Source organism: Allostigmatella hybrida, from assembly GCF_020103775.1.
Taxonomy (GTDB): Bacteria; Myxococcota; Myxococcia; order Myxococcales; family Myxococcaceae; genus Hyalangium; species Hyalangium aurantiaca.
The window spans coordinates 117,371-138,476 of sequence record NZ_JAHXBH010000001.1 but is presented as its reverse complement, the minus strand read 5'-3'; the positions used below and the strand labels follow the sequence as shown (position 1 = coordinate 138,476).

Below are 21,106 nucleotides of genomic sequence, written 5' to 3'. Positions count from 1 at the left end.
CCTGGGCCTCTCCTGAGGCCGGCTGGTAGGCAGGGAGCAGTTCTCACAGCCTGTGTTGTCCACTCAACACAGGCCTGCCCAGCAGGGTCAGTTCCGCACGCGCGGCGCGGGGGCCACGACGCGGACCGCCATCTGCTCTTCACCGGCCACGAGGGTGCTCACCACCTCGCGGCGGGAAGGCGTCAGCCGGGCCATCGCTCGCAAGGCTGCTATCAGCACCACGGCCTCCACGGTGGAGGGAACGGACAGCCCCGAGGGCCCTGTTTTGAGCGGCAGGGGCAACCGAGGGGCCCGGTGGGCGGCAGCCAGGGCCTCCACCGCATAGGCAGGCCGATGGTCCAAGGTGACGGCGATGGCGGGCAGCGAGGTAGCAGCCCGGGCCTTTCCCTGCCCCTGCAGCTCCATCAGCACCTGGAGGGCCCCGGACTGCTCGTAGAGGGCCATCCCCTCCCCGCCCTCCTCGCCACCGCCGAAGACGCTGCCCTCGTAGGTGCGCGCGTGTACACCCGAGAGGGTGACGGCGAAGGGCTGGCTGTCATCCCAATGTTCCCAGGGCCGGGCATCCCAGAACTCGGTGGCGGCCTGAACGAAGAGCAGCGCCTTGTCGGCACCGAGCGCGGCCACGCCGCGCTGCTCCCACGCCATGAAGGTGGCGATGGCGGCCCGCGCCGAGAGGGCCTGGTCCGGGGGAGGTGCCACCGGGAGCCCCAGGCTCTGGGCGATGTCCTCCAGGGCGGGCTCGCAGGACACTTCCGAGACCTCCACGCCTTCGAGGAGGGCCTGCACGCCCGCGGCGTCCTCCCGTTCGAAGACAGGGGAGGCAAACTCCCCGGAGTCGGACACCCGCAGGTACACGTTGGTGCTTTCCTGGGATTGGGAGAGCAACACAGGGCCCAGCTTAAGCAGGTGGAACATGGTGTCCTCAGGGCTATCGCGTCCGGCGCCTTCTGGCGAGTGTTACCCGCCTCCGCATTAGACCTCCTCGAACCTCGTGCCGGCATCTCCTGGACTATCGTGGTTCGCATGAAGGCCTTGTGCCGCACGCTCTCGCTGGGTCTGATCGTCGTCGTGGACTAGGTGAACCCATGTCCGGCGCCCTCAACTGGAACGATGTGCGGGAACTGGGAAGGCGAGTCCTCGAAGAAGGTGGACCGCTCCTTCTCTCCGATGAGGTTCGCGCCATTCTGCGCCGCACCGCTCGTGAGGTAGCCATCGATGCCAATGAGGCGGAACAGGCTCTTCGCGCCGAGCCGGAAGCGACCGCCCTTCTAAAGGAGATGACACGGCGAATCCGCGACGGCTCCCACCGGCTCTCTCGCGCGCTGGCGCAGATGTACCGTCTTCGAGATGCGGGAGACCTTGAAGGGGCACGCCAGCAGATGCGTGAAGTCCTCGCCGTTGAAGTCGTGCCCCACTACCGCGCCATCGCTGAAACCTCGCTGGAGTCCTTGGACGATCCGGAGAGCGAATAAGAGCATGTTCCGGCAGGACCCAATGCCTGACCTTGGGTAACCTTGTCCGCCTTTCACACCGGTGGATGGGAGCTTCATGGAAACCCTGGTTCGCATCGCGGAAGGGCTGGGCCGCTTCTCCGCGCGCTTCGTGCCCAGTGCCTTCGCCATCGCGGTGCTGCTCAGCCTGCTGACGATGGGCATGGCGCTCGGGTGGGCGGACGCCGCGCCCGAGGCGGTGCTGGGCGGCTGGGGCAGCGGCTTCTGGGAGCTGCTCTCCTTCTCCATGCAGATGGCGCTGGTGATGTTCACCGGCTACCTGCTCGCGCTCACCGCGCCCGTGCGCAAGGGTCTGGAGGCCCTGGCGGGGCTGGCGAAAGGCCCTCGCGGCGCGGTGGCGCTGATGGCCTTCGTCTCCATGGCGCTGGCCTACCTCAACTGGGGCCTCTCCCTGGTGGCGAGCGCCATGCTGGTACGCTTCGTGGCGCGGCGACGGCCCGAGGTGGACTACCGGCTGCTCGTGGCCTGTGCCTACTTCGGCCTGGGCGCCACGTGGCACTCGGGGCTGTCCGCCTCCGCCCCGCTGCTGGTGGCCACGCCCGGGCACTTCCTGGAGAAGCAGCTCGGGGTGCTGTCCATTGACCGGACCCTCTTCTCCCCCTTCAACCTGGGGCTCACCGTGACGGTGGTGGCCGGGCTGACGCTGCTCGCCTGGGCGCTGCACCCGAAGCCCGAGCACACGGTGCGCGTGGACCCGGCGGTGCTGGAGAAGCTGGGAGACTTCGTCCCCCCGGAGCGCCCAGCGGAGCGAAGCCTCGCGGTGTCCCTGGACCACACGCGGTGGCTCAACCTGATCTTCGGCGTCCTGGGGCTCGTGTGGTTCGCGCGGCACCTGGCGCTCAACGGGGGCTGGAAGGCGCTCAACCTCAACGTGGTGAACTTCCTGTTCCTGGTGCTGGCGGTGCTGCTGCACGGCACCCCGGCACGGCTGATCAAGGCCGGCGAGGAGGCCGGCAGCGTGCTGCACGGCATCGTCCTCCAGTTCCCGCTGTACGCGGGCATCTACGGCATCTTCAAGACGACCGGGCTGACGGACCAGATTGGGGAGCTGTTCGTCTCGATGTCCACCAAGGAGACCTTCCCCGCCATCGTCTACCTCTACAGCGGGGTGGTGAACTACTTCGTGCCCTCGGGAGGTTCGAAGTGGGCCATCGAGGCGCCCTACCTGCTGACCGCCGCGGGCACGCTGGGGGTCGCGCCGGAGAAGGTGGTGCTGGCGTACGCCTGGGGCGACATGGCCACGGATCTCATCCAACCCTTCTGGGCCCTGCCCCTGCTGACGGTGGCCCGGCTGGAGTTCAAGGACATCCTCGGGTTCCTCCTGCTCGCGTTCCTGCTCTACTTCCCCTTCGTCACCGCGGCCTTCTTCCTCTTCGGATGAGGGGGCCCAGGCCCTCCCCTCGCGGGACGGCCCAGGCCCTGACCTCAGTACCCCATGGACTCGACGGCCGCGTCCGTGAGGGACGCGCCCGTGCTGACGCCAAAGAGGATGATGCGGCTCCGGACGGTCGTCTGCACCGCCAGGTTGGGCTTGGTGTACCAGGCCATCTCGCTGCTGCCGAGCAGCGGCGTCGTCTCGCCCCGCAGGCTGACCATCTCCTGAGGTTGCGTCGAGAACCCCTCCGCACCGTAGCTCTTCGGCTTGAGCAGCAGCGCCTCACCGATGCCCTGCGCCGCTCCGGCGGCCGCGCCGAACGCCGCGCCCGTGCCGAAAGCGAGCCACAGCCCATGCGACAGCGAGACATCGCTGTGGTCGAGGACCTTCTCGTCGGTGACGTTCGACATGAACTGCGAGAAGACGTCTCCGCCCGACGTGGTGATGGCGCCGAAGGCCGCCCACAGGGTGGCCCGCGTCACGCCAGAGAGCGCCTTTTCCAGCGTCTGCTGAGACAGCGCGCTGATGCCCCGCCCCACGAGCCACGACGCGCCCCGCTGGGCCACGACATCCGCAGCGGCATTGACGCCCATGCCCGCCGCCGTGGCCAGGCCTCCCGTGACGGCGCCCACCGCGAAGCCCACTGCAGCGTTCACGGCGTAGCCCTTCCAGAAGTTGGCGTTGCTCTCGTGCGTGTGCGTGACCGAGTAGGTGCCCGCGCTGATCCCCGCCCCCACGAGCCCCCCGCCGATGATGGCGCCCGCCGCGGCGGCCAGCGCGGGGACCGCCGTGCCTCCCGAGGCCACGAGGATGATCGCTCCGGCGATGACGAGCGTGGCGGCGAGCAGCACTCCCAACACCACCGACCAGGCCGAGTGGCCCGTAGGGTCCACGAGGTTGATGGGGTTGTTCAGTTCGAAGGCGAAGCGGTTGAAGGCATCGGGCCGCAGGATGTTGTCCGAGCCCGGCTGGGAGTCGGGCGTCAGGAAGCGCCCGAGCGCCGGATCGTAGTAGCGCGCCCCGAAGTAGGAGAGCCCCAGGTCCGCATCGAACGTGCGCTGCTCGTACTGCGGCCGGAACCCCTCGCCGCTCACGAGTTGCCGCTCGCCGTACCCTCCGTAGGCCACCTGCGACACGACGGTCCCGTCCGGCCCGAACGCGTGGGTGTTGTTCCCCTTGAAGTCACGCCGCAGGTAGAGCACGGCCCCGTTGGTGATGGAGGCGGCCGTTCCCCGCGCGTCGGTCATGTACTTGGTGACGGTGGGGGTTCCTTCCCGCGGCCGGTAGACCTGGTAGCACGGATCGATGAACAGGGTGATGTTGCCCCCGGCATCCACCTGGCGGAGCAGGTTGCCGAGGTGGTCGGACATCATCTCGCGCAGCGTCGAGCCATCCTCCGCCGTCACCCTGCGCAAGCACGAGAGGCCGTCGTACGCGAAGCCCAGCGTCACGCCGTTGGCGGTGCGTGACAGCGTGCGCCCGCAGGCATCGGGCGTGGCCGAGTACACGGTGTCTCCGCCGAGCGTCCCGGTGGCCGCGAAGTGGGCCCGGGAGGTGTAGACGACGCCATCTTTCGAGGTGAGGTTACCCGCGTTGTCGTACGTGTAGGCGCCCCCGGAGAACCCGGGCACCGAGGCGCTCATGAGCCGGCGGTTGAGGTAGGTGAACGCCTGGGACTGGCCGGTGCCCAGCAGGTCCTCCACCGTGCGCAGCTGGTTGAGCAGGTCATACGTGTACGAGAAGCCGATTACCTGGGCCGCCGGGGACTGCACGCGCTCCGAGATGACCTGGCCAGCGGGGCTGAAGGTGTAGCCCGTCACCACCCCGCTGCCGGGAAGGAGCCCCTGGCCATAGATGAGCGTGCCCGCCTTCTGCGAGGGGCTGTGGTCCTCCAGGGGGTAGTCGGCCCGGGCGCCATCGAGCGACGCGGTGATGAGCTGGCCGTAGGAGAAACTCCACGACTGGGAGGTGGCATCTGGGTAAGTCTGGAGCACCGTCCGCTGCTGGGGATCGAAGACGCGGGTGATTTCGAAGGGCGCCTGCTCGCCCTGGATCGTCACCGTGTTGGAGCGGATGTTGCCGTACGCGTCATACGCATAGGCGTACGCGGACTCCACGGTTCCATCCTCCTGGGTGGCCACCACGCGGGACAGCCGTCCGTTGCCCCCCGTCGCGGCGTCATCGTAGGTGTACGTGAAGGTCCGCGCGTCGCTGAGCGTCTTGGTGAGGATGCGGCCCAGGCCATCGTAGGTGTAGGCCGTGACGGCCTGGGCCGCATCGGTCTGTCCGGACTGCCGGCCCGTCGTGGCGTCGTAGGCGAACGCCATCGCCTGGATGGACGCGTTGCCCGTGGTGTTCTGGTCAGGGTTGTCCAGCCAGCGCCGCCGGTCGAGGGAGTCGTAGGCGAGGCGGGTGGTGACGCCGTCCGGGTTGTCCGCCGTGGGCGGGTCCTTCACGGCGGTGAGCCGGGCGACCGGATCGAACGTGAACCGGGTGGTGGCGTTCGCCCCCTCGGGGTCCACCGTGACGGAGACCACGGTGTCCTTGCCGTTGGAGAAATGGTGGACGCTCACCTCGACGTACTCCGCGTCCGAGCCGGCGGCGCTCGTGAGCGTCACCGCCTGCCCGCTGCCGTAGAACCACTGCGTGACCGAGGACTCCGTCCCCGTGGGGCCCGAGGGCACCGTGCGCTGAAGCGGCCGGCCGAGGACGTCGTAGGCCGTGGTGGCCGAGAACGGCGCGCTGGAGACGAGGAGCGTGTTCGAGAAGAAGGGGAAGCTCTCCGAAGTGGGCTGGTCCTGGGTGTTGTACTCCGTCAGGGTGATGGCATTGCCCGCCTGCTGCCCGGTCTGACGCACCGACTGCCGGGTCCGCCCGCGGCCGTCCACGTAGCCCTGCGTCCAGAGGAGCTCCCGGGCGTCCGACGTGGGGAACGCCTGGAGGGATTGCGTCCCGGTGTAGAGCCCGCCCTGGCCGTCGTCGAGGTACTGGAGCGCCTGCACCGTGACGGTGGCCGCCCCCTGGAACGCGGCGCGAAGCGTGTCCGAGCCGGTGACGAGCGGCGTCACCCCGTTGAGATCTCCCTGCGTGCCCTCGGGCACCGGGCCCTGGAGGCGCGCCTTGCGGCCAAAGGCATCGAGCACCGAGAGGGTGACCACGCCGTTGGCGTCCATGCTGGCCACCTGGGTCCCGAAGCGCGGGTCGTACCCGCTCGCCGTCACCAGCACGGTGCCCTGCGCGTTGGGGGGCGTGTGCGTCTGCATGACGTACGTGTGGTAGTCCGGCTCGTAGCCGTACGTGGTGATGGAGCCCCCGGGACGGGTCTCGGACGTCTTGTTGCCGAAGCCGTCATACCCGTAGCCCACGGTCAGGAAGGCGCCGTGGGTGTCATCCCATTGGCCCTGGGTCAGCAGGTCATACGTGGTGGGGGCGTAGGTGCACGCCTGCAGGTGGTAGTCGCCCGGGAGGAACCGGGTGATGTCGGTGTCCTGGGCGTTGGCGCTCTCCTTGGCATAGCGCAGGTAGCCGAGCGCCCAGCCTGCCCCGAGGAGCTCATTCTGGTACTGCCGGTGCTGGTAGACGGCCTCGGTGGGGGCGAGCGGCTGGTTGGAGGCGTCGACGTAGCCCAGGTTGGCGTCGAGCGTCTGGTTGCCGTACTCGTCGTAGCCGTACGTGTGGGCGAGCGCGAAGCCGAACGTGCCGTAGCTCCAGCTCTCCGACCGGGACGAGGCCCGCAGCGTCTCGTATACCACCGGGTTCGGGGCGGTGGCGCCAGTGGCCCGCGGATAGGCCGTGTACACCTCGGCCAGCGTGTTCATCAGCACCGTCTGGCCCCTGGGCACCCGCGGATCCGTGGTGTACGCGCCGTTGGCCTCCACCCGGGAGGACACCCTGGTGCCGGTGTACGGGAAGTCCTGGTTGTAGGTGTCGACCGTGACCAGGCCGGTGTCCAAGGAGAGGTTCGTGACGGTCTTGAACCCCTGCCAGCCCCGGCCCAGCAGGTCGAGCTGCGCACCGGCGTACGTCAGGGTGTTCGTCATGCCGTAGGCGAAGCGGTTGGCCGAGGCATTGTTGGCCTGCCCGTACCGGGACACGACATACGTCGCGCGGCCGAGCACGGCCTGCACGGGGTACTGGCCCGGCGTCATCGGATTGGGGTAGCGCGAGCCCTCCCCCGCGGGGAAGGTGAGCGGGTCTCCGGGGCCGTAGACGCTCGCGTCGGACAGTGCCGCGTATTGGACCGTGACGGTGCCCCCCAGCGCGTTCGTGAACGACGACACCATGTCGGGGAACGCCCCAGAGGAGGTGTAGGGGGCAAGGACGAACTGCTGGTTCGCGTCCATGCCAGCGCGGACGAGGTCCGCCTTGCCGTCGCCGTTCACGTCACACGCGAAGAACTTCGAGTTGAGGATGGTGGTCCCGGCCGCCCCCGCGTCGAAGGGCTCCAGCATGCGGTAGCTGCCCGAGGGCGAGCCCCGGTAGACGGTGAACATGAGGCGGCCGTTGCCGATCCACTTGTTCACGATGGCGGTGAGGCCGCTCCCATCGATGTCCATGGGGAAGAAGTTGTCCGGATCGAGCTGCGCGTTCTCGAAGGCCGAGTCCGGCCCCGGGACGAACCCGCCCGCCGCGTTGCACAGGAACGGGGTGAGGTGCAGCGTCGTGGAGGAGGCGCCCTGCGTCTTCCAGATCTGCAGCAGGTCGAGCACGCCATCGCCGTTCACATCGACCGGCAGGAAGGCCAGGGAGTTGGACAGGTTGAGCGTGCCCAGGTTGCTGCGGACCGAGGATGTGAAGGAGACCGTGTCCCGGCTGCTGCCCGAGCCCAGATAGGCCGTGGCCCGGATGGTTTGATCCGAGCCGCTCTGCCACACCCGGACGAGGTCCACCATCCCATCGCCGTTGACGTCCATCGGCCAGAAGGCCAGCGGCTGCGTGGGCTGCGCCGGGTCGTCCGTGGGGCTCACGAGAGCCTGGGTGAACATCGCCCCCGGCGCATCGCCGAACTGAGACAGGAACGAGCGGAAGTACAGCTGGTGCCCCTGGGTCGCCGCGTCGTAGTGCGAGTAGGCCTGCACCAGGTCCGTGCGGCCATCGCCGTTGGCATCCATGGCGAAGAACTGAAGGTGCGAGGCATCCCAGGCGTAGCCGGTCTGGAAGACGCCCGCGTCCTCGAAGGCGGTGCCGTTCCAGAGGAACGCGGCGAGGCGCAGCTCGCTGTCCGGCCCTCCCGGGTAGACGACGAGCAGGTCCGTGCGGCCATCGCCGTTGAGGTCCACGGGGTAGATTTCGCGCTGGCTGGGGAAGGAACCCAGTGGGGTGTCCGAGGCCCGGACGAAGGGGGTTCCCTCCTCGCCTGGCGTGGCCAGGTACACCGTGGCGTGCAGCGCGTTCTGGCCGTCGTTCCAGAGCTGGACGATGTCGGTGCGGCCATCGCCGTTGACGTCCATGGGGCGGATGTCCGCCTGGTCCAGGTGCTGGTCCAGCGTCGAGGACACGCCGATGTCGAAGCCGGGCGTGGCGACGTCCTGCCAGGCCAGCACGGTGGCCGGCAGGGACGGTGCCCCCTCGGCCTTCGCCCCGGTGAGCGTCACGGACTCGAGGCAGCTGAGCTGGGTGGCGGTGCTGGTGCGGTAGCCGAGGGTGTACGTGCGGACCGTCTCGTCCGCGCCGAGCACGGTGGAGAGCTGCTTCAGCCGGTAGAACAGGTGGACGGGAGCGCCCGCGACGTAGTCCTCGATGGGGTCAGGCCGCGGCTCGTAGGTGAACCGGACGAAGCGGTTCGCCTGGGTGCCATCGTCGCGCACCGTGTAGGCGATCTCCTGGAGAAAGTAGGAGCCCGCGTCCGCATGCTGGCCGTCGGGGGAGAGCGTATAGGTGTACTCGATGCGGTTGCCGTGCAGGTCCGTGATGGAGGCCAGGGCCCACACCCGGATGTTCTGGCTGCCTGGCGCGAGGATGCGGCTGTTGGCCGTCGTGCCGTAGGCGCGAACCTCCCCGGACTTGCCGTACACGGTGAAGCCGTCCTGGGGCGTGGCCCCCGCCACCACCCGGCTCCAGCTCTGCATCTCCGTGTAATAGACGGTGCCCCCCGCGCCCTGCTCGCCCTGCACGTTGATGAGCCGGGCGCCATCCAGCGCGAAGCGGTCCTCCGGACCGTAGGAGACCGCGCCGTTGAAGCCATCGACGGCATAGGTGGCCTTGGTGCGCGTGATGGCCGACTGGCCGCTGAGCGCCCAGCCCACGCCCAGCGGGCCGTTGGGCTGCCGGTGGCTGTAGACGAGCGAGAGCTGGGGCTGGAGGTTGGCGATGCCGGGCGGCAGATCAACCGGAAGCTTGTAGGTGGCCTGACCGTTGGCATCGACCTGGAACGTTCCCTGGGCCAGCCCCACGGCGGAGAGAGAGTCTGTCGCGGACATCACACACATCCATTCGAAGGAAAAAAGGACACAGCACGGCGGCCCCCTAGAGGGCCGCCGTTGGAAGAAGGGGAAGTGAGGGGAGACAACCGGAGACGGTTAGGAGATGCCCTTGAGCACGTAGGCCGTGCCGTTGTACGCGTCGTAGTTGGCCTGCGCGACGAACGTGTTCGGCATGCCGGTGACGCCCCAGAGCGTGACGTCGTTGTCGGCGCCCGAGCCCTTGTCACTCCAGATCTGCGCCGGGGCGGACGACTGCTGGGCGAGGTCCTTCCTCACGCAGCGGTAATTCTGGATGTCGGGCGCGCTGTAGCCCAGGGTGGCCACCATGCCGAGCGCCACATAGCCATCCGGCGCCACCGCGGCCCAGACCGACCAGTCGTAGTCGCCCCTGCTGCCCTTGTCCGTCCAGACGAGGCTCCAGCTCTTCGCCGGCTTGAGCAGCGGCGCGGTGGGGTCATCGTTGATGGCCTTCACGATGATCGAGTTACCGGTGGGCCCCCCGTAGTTGCCCTGGGCATAGTCCCCGAGGATGCAGTAGCTGGTGTCATCGGGGTTCGGCCGGAAGAGCGTGACGTCGCTGTCGGCGCCGGAGCCCACATCGTCGCAGATCCAGGTGTAGGAGGCCGTGGTGGAGATGATCAGCGACGGCTCCCCCTGAACGGACTGGGAAGCGCGAACGAGCTTGGGGCGGTGGTGAGGGTGCGGCTGCATGGGGAAGACCTTCCGTGTGGAGCGTGAGTGCTTCGCTCCAGGCATTGAGCAATCGACATGCCGGACTGTCCCGCTCGGACAGGGAGGGCCTTGCCTGCCGTCGACGCGTCGCTCGACGCGACGTTCGACGCCCTGGCGTCGAACGCCCCCAGTCCCCCGAGGAGTTGCCTTCCTCCCGCTCCCGGACGGATCATCCCCGCGCCATGCACGACCAGCACGACGAGGAACCGCGCATCGCCTCAGCCTCCGGGCCTCCGACCCTGCCGACTCCAGGCACAAGCACGGAGTCCTCTCCGCCCTTCCCGGTGCCCGGCTGGGAGCGTTACCAGTGCCTCCGCTTCCTGGGCCAGGGCGGCATGGGCCAGGTGTTCCTCGCCTATGATCCGCGCCTGCGCCGCAACGTGGCCCTGAAGTTCGTCCGGGGCGATGACGCCGGCCTCCTCCACCGGTTGATGTCGGAGGCCCGGGCGCAGGCCCGCATCTCCCACGAGCGCGTCTGCCCCGTGTACGAGGTCGGCGAAGTCCAGGGCCGCCCGTACATCGCCATGCCGTTCATCGATGGCACCCCGCTGGGCCAGCTCGCGGACACGCTCACCGTGGAGCAGAAGGCGCTGATGCTCCGGGACGCGGCCGAGGGCGTGCACGCCGCCCACCGCGTGGGCCTCATCCACCGGGACTTGAAGCCCGCCAACATCCTGGTGGAGCGCACCCCGGACGGCCGCCTCAAGCCCTATGTGATGGACTTCGGCCTGGCCCACGACTGGAACGCCCAGGCCGCCACCGCCACGGGCTCGGTGCTCGGCACGCCTCCTTATATGTCCCCGGAGCAGGCCCGGGGCGAGGTGGGGCGGCTCGACCGCCGCGCGGACGTCTACAGCCTCGGCGCCACGCTCTACCACCTGCTCACCGGAGCGCTTCCCATCTCGGGCGCCAACGGGCTGGAGCTGCTCAACCGCATCGCCACCCAGGAGCCCCGCCCTCCGCGCGCGCTGAACCCGGACATCCCCCCGGACCTGGAGGCCATCGTCCTCAAGTGCCTGGAGAAGGACCGCTCGGCCCGCTACGACTCGGCCCATGCCCTGGCCGAGGACCTGGACCGGTTCCTCGCCGACGCGCCCGTGCGGGCACGCCCCACCGGCCCATGGGCCCGGCTGCGCAAGAAGGTGCGCCGGCACCGGTTCGCGGTGGCAGGGGCCACCCTGGCGCTCCTGGCCGTCCTGAGCGCCCTGGGCTGGGCGGCCTTCACCCGCCAGCAAGCGGCGCAGCGCGAGCGGCTCGCCCGCCGCTTCACCGAGCGGGTGGAGCGCATCGAGGCCCTCGCCCGGTACGCCGGCATGGCCCGGCTGCATGACATTCGCGCCGATCGCGCGGCGCTCCGCCAGCACATGGCGGAGCTGGAGGCGGAGATTCAGCGTGCGGGCCCGGACGCGCTCGGGCCGGGACATTATGCGCTGGGGCGCGGGGCGCTGGCGCTTGGGGACCGGCCGCAGGCCCGTGAGCACCTGGAGGCGGCCTGGCGCCAGGGCTTCCAGGAGCCCCGGGTGGCCTGGGCGCTCGCGCTGGTCATCGGCCACCTGTACCGGGAGCAACTCCTGGAGGTGGAGGCGCTTCCGAACGCCGGGCGGCGCCAGGCGCGCCGGCAAGAGGCCGAGCGGCAATACCGGGACCCGGCCCTGGCGTACCTGCGCCAGAGCGCGGGCGCCGAGGTCCCCGCCACCGAGTACGTCGCCGCCCTGCTGGCCTTCCACGAGAACCGGCTGGAGGCGGCGCTCGCCCAGTTGGATGCGATGGGCGCCCAGTTGCCCTGGTTCCACGAGGCCCCCCTGCTTCGGGGCGGCATCCTCCAGAGCCGGGCCGCCCAGCGCTGGAACCAGGGAGACCGCGAGGGCGCGCTCGCGGACCTGGAGGCGGGCCGCCGGGTGCTCGCGGCCGCCGTGGCGACCGGGGAGAGCCTGCCCGAGGTGCACCTCTCGGCCGCCAAGCTCGAATACACCGCGATGGTGCTGGAGCTCTATGGCCGGGGGAACGTCCTGCCCGCGTACACGCGGGGGCTGGAGGCCGTGGCGCGGGCCCTCGTGGCCGACGCGGACTCCGCCGAGGCGTGCTTCTGGGAAGCCCGCTTTCACAACCGGCTGGCGGAGGATCAGCTCAACAAGGGAGGCGCCGCGGAGGAGACCCTCCAGAAGGCGATTGCCTCCGCACGGGCCGCGTTGGCCCTGGCGCCCGGGGACTCGCGGGCCCGCAGGGAGCTGGGCCAGAGCCTGCTGCGCCAGGCTCGCGCCCGGCAGGGCCGGGGAGAGGATCCAGGCGAGTCTCTGAAGCTCGCGCTCGGGGCCTTCGACGCCCTCCCGCCGAAGGACCAGGACTACGAGTTCCACGCCACCCGCGGGCTGCTCTTCCGCGTCTGGGCGGACCATGAGGACCAGACGGGCGCGGACCCTTCGGCCCACCAGGCCCAGGCCATCGCGGCGTACCGCCAGGCCATCCAGCTCGATGAGAACCTGCCGGATGCGTGGATCAACCTCGGGCAGGCCTACCTCAAGCGGGCCTCGGGCACCCGCGCCGTGGATCCCCTCGCCGACCTGGAGCAGGCCCGGCTCGCGCTCGAGAAGTCACGAGCCCTCAACCCGCAGAACTTCGTGGCATGGTTCCTGGGCGGAACGCTTCACACGGAGCTGGCCTCCCGGCGCCGGAGCCTCGGGGGCGATGCCCGGCCGGACCTCACCACGGCGGCGGAGCTGTTCCAGCGGGGCATTGGCATCAACGCCCAGGTGGCCCCCCTCCACAATGGGCTGGGCATCGCCCTGGCCGGGCAAGCGCGGGAGGCCTGGGACCGGGGAGAAGACCCCTTCCGCCTGCTGGATCAGGCCCAGGCCGCCTACGCACGGGCCATCTCCGTCGCCCCACAACAGGGCTGGGGCCAGAACAACGTGGGAGAGATCCACGCCACGCGGGCCGCGTACCAGCTCTCCCTGGGAGAGGATCCGGAAGCCGAGCTTCGCGCGGCCGAGGCCGCCTACCAGCAAGCCCTCTCGCGGCTGCCAGGCCAGGCGGCGCCCTGGGCGAATGTGGCCAAGGGGCGCGCGATCCGAGCCGCCTTCGTCCTGGAGCGCGCGAGAAATCCCGAGCCAGACTTGGCGAAGGCCGAGGAGGCCCTCGCCCAGTCCTTCCGGCTCAACCCCGAGGAGCCGGAGGCCTGGCGCATCCGGGCCGAGGTGCTGGGACTCCGTGCCCGGTGGATGGCCCGGCAGCCCGCTTCTCCCGCGGACGAGACCTTCGCGCAAGCGGCGCAAGCCTTCGAGAAGACCCTCCAGCTCCTGCCCCGGAGCCTGGAGCACCGCGCCGCCTTTGGCCACCTGTGCCAGGACTGGGCCCGGTGGCGAAAGAAGGCCGGGATGGATCCGCTGCCGCCCCTGACGCGGGGCCTGGCCCTGGCCGGCGAACTGCTCGCCGTCCATCCCGCCTGGCCCGAGGCCCTGCTGCTCCAGGCGGGGTTCCGCCTGGATCGGGAGGCTCCCGAGCGGCTGCAAGCGCAGAAGGACATCCAGGCGGCGCTGAAAGCCAACCCGCACCTCACCCACGGCTGGAACCGCTGGCACTCCCGGCCGTGACGTCACGGCCTACCGTGGCTTGTGCTCGTCGTCGTCTCCGGGACCGCTCGTGTACACATCCAGGCTGCCCGTCTTGGACTCGCGGCCGAACTGGAAGCAGGCATTGCTGTCACACAGGGCTTCGCCGACACACACGCAGTGGTTCCCGCCGTCGGAGCCCACCGTCTCCGTCTGCGCATCACCTTTGTTCTTCAGGCCGATGTGGGCCTTCTTGCTCGTGAACAGCGTCTCGGGCTCACTGAAGTAGATGTCGACGTGCTTGTCGCAGTCCGACTTGAACTCGACCCTGGCGCCCTGGAAGGCGCACTGCATTCTCGTACTCAAGCCATCACACCCGACCAGGTAGGACACCTGCCGCTGGGCGGAGCGCAGGTTGCCCTGGCAGCGCTGCGTTGAAGCCTCCGCCTCACTCGCGCGCAGTTCGCTGGAGTGGCCCGCGCTCTTGCACGCCGCCACCGCGAAGAGGGCTGTTCCCAACAGCACCCGCCCCGCGCGAAGACCACTCCCATTCCACTTCGACACCCACTTCGGCTGCATGCTCATCCTTTCCATCGCTCATCACTCCGGGGCGCCCAGTCCCAGCTCCTTGAGCCTGCGGACCAGGGCCCGCTTGGACACCTCGAGCTTGCGCACCATGGCGTTCACATCCCCCGCGCACTCCCGGTGGCAGCGGGTGATTTCCTCCACGCTCAGCGAGCCCGCGGTACGGATGCCGGGGCAGCGTTCGATCAAGTCGTAGATGGACGTGCGGAAGATGCCCAGCCGGTCTGCGGCGGCCTGGAACTCCCAACCGCTCTCCCGGAGCGCGGCCAGCAACTCCTGGGGGGTGATGTCCGAGGGCTTGCGGCGGGGCGAGGCACTCGCTGCGGGAGCCGCGGTCTTCTCGCTGGGACGGCCCGAGGCCGCGGCGTTCAGCGTGGCCAGCTCCTGTTCGAGCTGGGCATCGAGCTGGAGGCGGGGCTGGCCCCGGTTGCCGATGACGAGCTGCCGCACCACGTTGCGAAGCTGCCGGATGTTGCCGGGCCAGTCATGGCGCACCAGCCGCACCGCCAGCGCCGTGGGCAACCAGGGCTCGGCCGTGGCCTCCTCCGGGCTCAGGCGCTTCAGCTCGCCGAGCGGCTCCAGTTCCTCACGGGCGAAGTGGTGGAACAGCACCCCCACGTCCTCCCGCCGCTCCCGCAGGGGCGGCACGCGGATGGCGAACCCCGAGAGCCGGTGCAGCAGGGGTGCCTTGAAGCGGCCCTCTTGAATCTGCTGCTCCAGCAGCGCATCCGTCGCGGCCACCAGCCGCACGTCCACGGTGACGGGGGAGCGCTCGCCCACGGGGTAGATTTCACCGGTGCCCAGTACGCGCAGCAGCATCACCTGCACCTCGGGCGGGGCCTCGCCCACTTCGTCCAGGAAGAGCGTGCCCCCGTGGGCCGCCTGGAAGAAGCCCTCCTGGTCCCGCACCGAGCCCGTGAAAGAGCCCTTGCGCGCCCCGAACAGCTCCACGGCCGCCAGCTCCTTGGGAATGGCGCCCAGGTTCACGCTGACAAAGGGCTTGTTGCGGCGGGGGCTGCGCCGGTGGATGGCCTGGGCAATCAGCTCCTTGCCCGAGCCCGTCTCGCCCCGGATGAGCACCGGCACGTTCAGGTCCGCCACCTGCTCGATGAGCCGGCGCACGCGCTGAAGGCCCACGCTGCCGCCCACCATGCCCAGCGCGTCCGGCGCCTCCGCCGAGGCGGGCTCCGCCAGGTGCAGCAGCAGCACCACGCGCCCGGCCAGCTCCAGCGGCACCCCGGCCGCTACCTCCTCGACGGAGAACTCCCAGGGCCCTTCGAGCACGAGGCCCGCCACGGCCACGCGGCTGCCCTCGCCCGGCTCCAGCCGGACACGCCCGTCCGGCTGCGCGAAGAACGTCACGGGCTTGCGGCTCAGGAACGGATCCGCCAGGTGCGTGCCGGTCTCCTGGCCCGGCTGCATGAAGAGGGGCTCGTTGCGCGAGACGGCCACACCCCGCAGGGAGGAGAGCAGCACCCGCTCTCCCGCGCGCCCCGCCACGGGGTGGGACACCAGGGTCAGCGCGGGCACGAGCGAAGAGGATTGCGGCCCGCGTTGGCGCTCCACCGCGTCCACCGTCGAGATGTCGGCCAGGGGTTGCTCTCGCATGAAACTCCCGCCCTGCTGCTCCGGGCGGGGCCAGTCTAGCCCTGTTTCTGGAGGCTCAGCACCCCAGCTCCGATGATCGACACCCTCCACCCCATTGGGAAGGGGGCACGGAAATTGGGCGGCTCCGGAGCGTTGTTTGGACCTGTAGCAGCGACTCGCTGGTGAGGCAGGCGGCCGCCGCCGTACGGCTCGCACAGGACATGGACTGCTGCTAGAAGCACATCCATGTCACGCCGCGATTTATGGCGGACGCTCCATGAGCGCTTCGACCCGGAACTGCCCGCTCCTCCCGAATGGCGAGCCACTCGCACCAAGAGTCTGGCCAAGAAGATGCTGGAGACCTTGGAGCGGCCCTTCGGAACCTCACGCTTGCTGTTGATGGGCACCGTGGGAACGGGCAAGACCACGGAGCTGCTCCGTGTCGCCGAAGAACGGGAGAAGACAGATCTGGTCGTCTTCATGGACCTCGCTCAGCACTTCGCCGAGGTGGTGAAGGACCCGCGCGCGCTGGAAAGGCTCGATGCCTGGGAAGTCTGCTTCCTGGCCGGACTGACGCTCATCAACCGCTTCAAGACGCGGCTGGGAATCGAGCTGGATCCCGAGCTGGTGAAAAATCTCGGAAAGGCGTGGAAGGAACTCACCGCCGTGACCGGCACGCCCAATCCCCAGTTCGACCTGGGTGTGTTCGCCAAAGAGGCCCTGGACCTGGGCGCCACCCTCGCCGCCACGGGAGCGTTGGGGCTGGAGGCACAAGGCGTGTCCCTGGGTGCCAAGTCCCTCAAGAGCGTGGTCAGTGGTCTTCGCAACTGGAACCTGCCACTCGGTCGCAGCGAGAAGACGCTCCCGGATCAGGACCGCCATGTGCAGAATCTGCTGAGCGCCGTCAACGTGCTGCTGGGTGAGGTACAGTCCAAGCACCGCAGGGTGCTGCTCGTCATCGATGGCCTGGACCGCATCCGGGATCTCCCCCGCGCCAAGGCCCTCTTCGTCGAGTCCCAGCTTCTCTCCCAGCTCCAGTGTCCCGTCGTGGTGTGCGGCCCGGCCGCGCTGCGGCACCACCATGCCACCGCAGGAATCCAGGGCTTCAAGCCCATGCCCCTGGTCAACGAACCTGTCCTGGATCATGACCATCCGGAACGTCCCGGCCCTGGGGTCAAATTCTTCCTGGAATTGTATGCCCGGCGGGTCAGCGATCTAGGCCCGGAGGCACAAGGACTGGTGAGCGAAGAGCACCTCACCACGCTGGCCTACCGCTCCGGGGGGCGCTCCCGGGACTTCGTCCGGTTCATCCGCTCTCTGGCGGAGCTGGCCTGGGATGCGGACGCGCCGAGCGCGGATCCGGAGCGGGTGGGGCAAGTCCTCGACGAGTGGCGTTTGAGACAGGAGACGGGACTGCACAAGGACCACATCCGGTTGCTGGAGGAAGTCGTGAAGGATCCCGAGCACCGGCTGCCTTCAGGGCCGCTGGCGTATGAGTTGCTCGATTACCAGCACCTGCTGCCCTATCCCAACGACTCCGAATGGTACTACCCCCATCCGCTGCTCACGATGCACCTCGTCCAGGCCTCCCCGGCTGGCTCCGCAGGCTGAAGGTCTCGCTGGAGCTGTCCCGCTCGGGACTGCTGCTCCTCGTGGACCATGCATGCCCGGAGCGGTTGGGGGAGCTGGTGCGAGTCCTCCTGCCCATTGCCCCGGAACTGGAAGTCCATACCGAGGCGCGGCGGCTGGCGGAAGCCGCACCGGGTTCAACCGTGGTGCTGGTCCCCCGCGTGGAGGACGCGGACTGGCTGAACCTCAACCGTCCCCTCTTCGCCTCACGGGAACTGCGCGCCGTGCTGTTCTGCACCCGGGAAGTATCCGTGGCGCTCGCACGAGGCGCGGTGGACTTCATCGATTGGATGTCGCTCCGGGTGGAGTGTCCTTCCGGCCCCGCCCCCTTCGCCGTCGCGGGCCTCCGGGCCGCGCTGGCTGCGCGGGCGCCTGGCCTCGTATGGACGGAGGGTGACCTGGAAGCGAGCTTTGCCGCAGCGCGGCCACGCCGGAAACTCCGGAAGGTCAGCGCCGCGAGCCCCTATGTGGAGCTCCTCTCGGCGGCGAAGGCACACCGGGGAGCGTGGCTCGCTTGGACGGATGTGGAAGGAGACTTTCAGTCGCGGCGAATCCGGTGGGCGTTGGCGGAGGCAAGGCGCCGGACGCCCACCCTGTTGGTGAGTTCCTCGGTGCGCGCTCCAGGATGGTTCGCCGTGCATGGACTCGTGATGGGGCCCGCCGAGGCGCGGGCGCGCCTGGAGCAGGCTGGAGCGAAATGGCCCGGCCGCTTGGCTTCGTTGGCGGAACTGGAACCCGAGTCCATCCATCTCCTGAGCCAGTTCCTAGAGCAGGGCGTTTCCGAAACAGCACTACATGAGGGACTTCTCGAAGAATCGGATCCGGGGTGCTACCTCGGTAGGTTGGCCCTTGAGCGGGGCTTGAGCACCGAGCACGATGCGGTTCGCGGGAAGGCCCCCCCGCCAGTGGTGCGCGCCCTTGAGAAGTTCCCTGGCCAGTCCCGGGCACTGCGCGCCTCGGAGCTGAGCCGCATCGGGCAGCAGCTGAAACAAGGCGGGAAGGTGACGGCCGAAGACGCGGCATGGTGGTCCGCATGGCTGGGAGCACGCACCTCGCAGGTAGACCTGGAAGGTGTTGCGCCACGGGCCGAAATCGCGGAGGCGCTGCTTCAGCAGCGCCAGAGGACAGGCCTGCTCTGGGAAACGTTGACCACCCTCGCCATCGCCACGGGAGATCTGGAAACCGCCCGCTCATGGGCTCAGCGGACCGCAGCAGCCGACCCCTCCCGGTGGAGTTCTCTCGTCAAGACGCTCCATGCGGAAGGACGGTACCCCGAAGCCGAAGCCCTCCTGCGTCACCACCTCGCGACCAATGAACAGATGCCGGGCATGGATCGCGCCTGGATTCATCATCACTTGAGCGATGTACTTCGTGAGCAAGGCAAGAACGCCGAGGCGGAGACGCTGCTCCGTCAACTCCTCTCCGCCGACAAACATCTGAAAGGGGCTTGGGACGGCGACTCCGCTGCATCGCTTCACCTCTTGGCCCTTGTCCTTTCCCACCAGGGGAAGCAGACCGAGGCCGAAGAGCTGCTACGGCAGTCCCTGGCCATTACCAAGCGCGAGCATGGAGAACAGAACCCCGATTACATCTCTCTGCTTCGCGATTTCTCTTCGGTGCTGGAAGAGCAAGGACGCTATCGAGAGGCCGAGAAATTCCTGCGCAAGTGCATGGCCCTCCAAGAACGGGCGCTGGGTCCACTCGCCCCAGCTTACGCCCAATCGTTGTATTCCCTGTCGTGGCTCTTGCAGATGCAGGGCCAATACGATGGAGCGGAAAAATCACTGCTGCGCGCACTGACCATCCAGGAGCAAGCTCTTGGACAGCAGCATCCATCGTATGGAGCGTCACTGCACGATCTGGCCGTCTTGCGTATCAGACAAAACCAGCTCGCCGAGGCCGAGCAACTCCTGCTGCGCTCCCAGTCTATCACCGAGCAAACGGTAGGCTCACGGCATGCGGGCTATGCCGCATCGCTTCATGAACTCGCCCGGGTGCGGATGAGGCAAGGCCGGTTCGCCGAGGCAGAGGATTTGATGCGGCAAGCCACCACGCTCACGGCAGAAACCCTTGGCCCAACCTCTTCGGATTACGCAGCGTCCCTGCATCAGCTCGCCTTGCTGATTGATGCCCAGGGACGCTATCCCGAGGCGGAAGAGGTGCTCCGCCAATCGATCACCATCTTGGAGCAGGAACTGGGCCCAGAGCATCCTGAAGTCATTGCGCCCCTGTATATCCTGGCGGTCAACCTCTTCAAGCAAGGGAGAACTCAAGAATCGGAACCAATCCTTGTGCGCGCACTCTCATCAGCCCAGAAGCGCTTGGGAAACCAACACCCTATAACCGCACAAATCCTCAATCAGCTCGCGCGGGTCGAATACGCCTTGAATAAAAAAGGTGCTGCGAAACGGGCCAAACAGGCAATGGACGCGCTCCGCAGCGCATTTGGCTCCAAACACCCCACCACCCAACAAGCGCTCCCGGAGCTGCGTCACATCGCAGCCAGTCGAGCCGGCAAGCAGCGCTGACCCTCCCGCCCACGCTTCTTGAGTCGCTTTCGATGCAGACGCTCAGCGTCTCCGTCCATAGAAGGCACGGGCCTGGGGGGCCTCTTCGCCCCAGAGCTGATCGACGATGCGCTCCAGCCCCATGCGCTCACGCACCTCCGGCCTCACTTCGTGGAGCAGGTGGATGGGCGAGCGTCCGTACACCAAATCATGCAACGGCGCCTCCAGGCCCTGGCTCCAGTCGATGGCCAGCGCCTCCTCGCGCGTGGCGGGCACTGGCGTGAGGGAGCGCCGCCCCTCGTGGCCGTCATTGCCCACGAGGCTCGCGGCGGGCGCGCCATGCTCCACCAGCCCGCGGGCGTGCCAGATGGGGCGCTCGTGCGCCATGGCCCAGATGTTCAGGCGCGTGTCGTCGGGCATCCCCGGAAAGGGGCGCTCCACGAGCGCGTCCCGCTCCCACGCCAGGAAGTCCCGGGCCAGCGCCACGGGCAACGCACACGTGACGCCCACCAGGCCATCATCGGAGGTCCACCACGCATCCCCCTGCTCGTAGGCCAAGAGGGCCGTCTCGTGGTTGGAATAAAAGCACACCGGGTGCATGGGGCGTGCGGCCAGGGCCCGCCTCACCGCCTCCACGAAGCCGGGACAGGGCTCGGCATCATCGTTGAGCAACACCACGTGGGTGATACCGTGGGCGGCCTGCGCGATGCCCCACTCCCAGCAGGCGCTCGCCACGGACCAGACGCCGCGCCGCACGGTGTCACGCTCCACGTGCAGCCGGTCGCTTCCGCCCAGCTCCGCGCGAAGTGCTTCCTCCAGACGCCGCAACATTCCCGCACGGCTCGTGTCGAACGCCGCGTGCATAAGGGTGAAGGCCATCACAGGTGCCCGGTGCGCTTGCTCGTCCCGCCGTTCCGTGTCCATGGGAGCATTTCGGCGGGCCGGGTCTTCCAGGTCAACGGATTGACCCTTTCCTGGAGCTTCCCTTAGCGTCACCGGGCGACCTTGAAAGGAGGCGCATGCGATGAGCGACAAGAAGATCGACCAGAACGAGAAGTTCCAGGGCCGTACCCCTGGCCGCAAGCTGACCCGTGAGGATCTGTCCAAGACCGTGGGCGGAGCCCTCATCCGTGGCTGCTGCACCCAGGGCTGCTGTGAGCAGCCCCATCTGCCCGACGTGTCCAAGTAGTCAGTCCTGGGCTTTCTCCCG

Annotated in this window: 12 protein-coding genes; 6 read left to right on the top strand and 6 right to left on the bottom strand. The window is 68.6% G+C overall.

Annotation, left to right across the window (positions count from 1 at the left end):
• Positions 1 to 87 precede the first annotated feature (87 nt).
• Entirely contained in the window at positions 88 to 915 is an 828-nt protein-coding gene (locus tag KY661_RS00520; protein WP_225408307.1) for a hypothetical protein, read from the bottom strand.
• A gap of 170 nt (positions 916 to 1,085) precedes the next feature.
• Here KY661_RS00520 and KY661_RS00515 point away from each other — a divergent pair, with 170 nt between their 5' ends.
• Positions 1,086 to 1,472, top strand: a complete 387-nt coding sequence (locus KY661_RS00515; RefSeq protein WP_225408306.1) for a DUSAM domain-containing protein — start codon at positions 1,086 to 1,088, stop codon at positions 1,470 to 1,472.
• 76 nt (positions 1,473 to 1,548) lie between these two features.
• Positions 1,549 to 2,892: a short-chain fatty acid transporter gene (locus tag KY661_RS00510; protein WP_225408305.1), complete on the top strand. Its 1,344-nt coding sequence runs from the start codon at positions 1,549 to 1,551 to the stop codon at positions 2,890 to 2,892.
• 44 nt (positions 2,893 to 2,936) lie between these two features.
• Here KY661_RS00510 and KY661_RS00505 read toward each other — a convergent pair whose 3' ends face one another.
• Together KY661_RS00505 and KY661_RS00500 are read right to left on the bottom strand one after the other, a co-directional pair.
• Positions 2,937 to 9,305 carry an FG-GAP-like repeat-containing protein gene (locus tag KY661_RS00505; protein WP_225408304.1) on the bottom strand — a complete coding sequence of 2,123 codons (6,369 nt, stop codon included), beginning with the start codon at positions 9,303 to 9,305 and terminating at the stop codon, positions 2,937 to 2,939.
• A gap of 99 nt (positions 9,306 to 9,404) precedes the next feature.
• On the bottom strand, positions 9,405 to 10,019 hold the full coding sequence (locus KY661_RS00500) for a Vps62-related protein (protein WP_225408303.1): 615 nt from the start codon (positions 10,017 to 10,019) through the stop codon (positions 9,405 to 9,407).
• 203 nt (positions 10,020 to 10,222) lie between these two features.
• Here KY661_RS00500 and KY661_RS00495 point away from each other — a divergent pair, with 203 nt between their 5' ends.
• On the top strand, positions 10,223 to 13,630 hold the full coding sequence (locus KY661_RS00495; RefSeq protein WP_225408302.1) for a protein kinase domain-containing protein: 3,408 nt from the start codon (positions 10,223 to 10,225) through the stop codon (positions 13,628 to 13,630).
• 9 nt (positions 13,631 to 13,639) lie between these two features.
• On the opposite strand, the gene KY661_RS00490 is transcribed toward KY661_RS00495, so the two are convergent.
• Both KY661_RS00490 and KY661_RS00485 read right to left on the bottom strand, forming a co-directional pair.
• Positions 13,640 to 14,167: a hypothetical protein gene (locus KY661_RS00490; protein ID WP_225408301.1), complete on the bottom strand. Its 528-nt coding sequence runs from the start codon at positions 14,165 to 14,167 to the stop codon at positions 13,640 to 13,642.
• A gap of 21 nt (positions 14,168 to 14,188) precedes the next feature.
• A complete protein-coding gene (locus KY661_RS00485) occupies positions 14,189 to 15,781 on the bottom strand; it encodes a sigma 54-interacting transcriptional regulator (protein WP_225408300.1) in 1,593 nt (530 codons plus the stop codon).
• 225 nt (positions 15,782 to 16,006) lie between these two features.
• Between KY661_RS00485 and KY661_RS00480 the strand changes: the two genes are divergently transcribed.
• Positions 16,007 to 17,371 (top strand): hypothetical protein, encoded by a 1,365-nt coding sequence (locus KY661_RS00480; protein ID WP_225408299.1) that lies wholly within the window; start codon positions 16,007 to 16,009, stop codon positions 17,369 to 17,371.
• A gap of 77 nt (positions 17,372 to 17,448) precedes the next feature.
• Positions 17,449 to 19,917 (top strand): tetratricopeptide repeat protein, encoded by a 2,469-nt coding sequence (locus KY661_RS37495; RefSeq protein ID WP_225408298.1) that lies wholly within the window; start codon positions 17,449 to 17,451, stop codon positions 19,915 to 19,917.
• A 42-nt stretch (positions 19,918 to 19,959) separates the two neighbouring features.
• Here the strand turns inward: KY661_RS37495 and KY661_RS00470 are convergent, their stop codons facing one another.
• Positions 19,960 to 20,775, bottom strand: coding sequence for a hypothetical protein (locus KY661_RS00470; protein ID WP_225408297.1), 816 nt, complete (start codon positions 20,773 to 20,775; stop codon positions 19,960 to 19,962).
• A 145-nt stretch (positions 20,776 to 20,920) separates the two neighbouring features.
• Here KY661_RS00470 and KY661_RS00465 point away from each other — a divergent pair, with 145 nt between their 5' ends.
• On the top strand, positions 20,921 to 21,085 hold the full coding sequence (locus tag KY661_RS00465; protein ID WP_225408296.1) for a hypothetical protein: 165 nt from the start codon (positions 20,921 to 20,923) through the stop codon (positions 21,083 to 21,085).
• The last annotated feature ends 21 nt before the right edge of the window (positions 21,086 to 21,106 follow it).

What these genes read in the sequence shown, in the direction of transcription:
- KY661_RS00470 (WP_225408297.1), bottom strand. Translation starts at nt 20,775, where the DNA reads ATGGCCTTCACCCTTATGCACGCGGCGTTCGACACGAGCCGTGCGGGA.
- KY661_RS00465 (WP_225408296.1), top strand. Translation starts at nt 20,921, where the DNA reads ATGAGCGACAAGAAGATCGACCAGAACGAGAAGTTCCAGGGCCGTACC.
- KY661_RS00515 (WP_225408306.1), top strand. Translation starts at nt 1,086, where the DNA reads ATGTCCGGCGCCCTCAACTGGAACGATGTGCGGGAACTGGGAAGGCGA.
- KY661_RS00485 (WP_225408300.1), bottom strand. Translation starts at nt 15,781, where the DNA reads ATGCGAGAGCAACCCCTGGCCGACATCTCGACGGTGGACGCGGTGGAG.
- KY661_RS00495 (WP_225408302.1), top strand. Translation starts at nt 10,223, where the DNA reads ATGCACGACCAGCACGACGAGGAACCGCGCATCGCCTCAGCCTCCGGG.
- KY661_RS00510 (WP_225408305.1), top strand. Translation starts at nt 1,549, where the DNA reads ATGGAAACCCTGGTTCGCATCGCGGAAGGGCTGGGCCGCTTCTCCGCG.
- KY661_RS00505 (WP_225408304.1), bottom strand. Translation starts at nt 9,305, where the DNA reads ATGTCCGCGACAGACTCTCTCTCCGCCGTGGGGCTGGCCCAGGGAACG.
- KY661_RS00480 (WP_225408299.1), top strand. Translation starts at nt 16,007, where the DNA reads ATGTCACGCCGCGATTTATGGCGGACGCTCCATGAGCGCTTCGACCCG.
- KY661_RS00500 (WP_225408303.1), bottom strand. Translation starts at nt 10,019, where the DNA reads ATGCAGCCGCACCCTCACCACCGCCCCAAGCTCGTTCGCGCTTCCCAG.
- KY661_RS00520 (WP_225408307.1), bottom strand. Translation starts at nt 915, where the DNA reads ATGTTCCACCTGCTTAAGCTGGGCCCTGTGTTGCTCTCCCAATCCCAG.
- KY661_RS00490 (WP_225408301.1), bottom strand. Translation starts at nt 14,167, where the DNA reads ATGCAGCCGAAGTGGGTGTCGAAGTGGAATGGGAGTGGTCTTCGCGCG.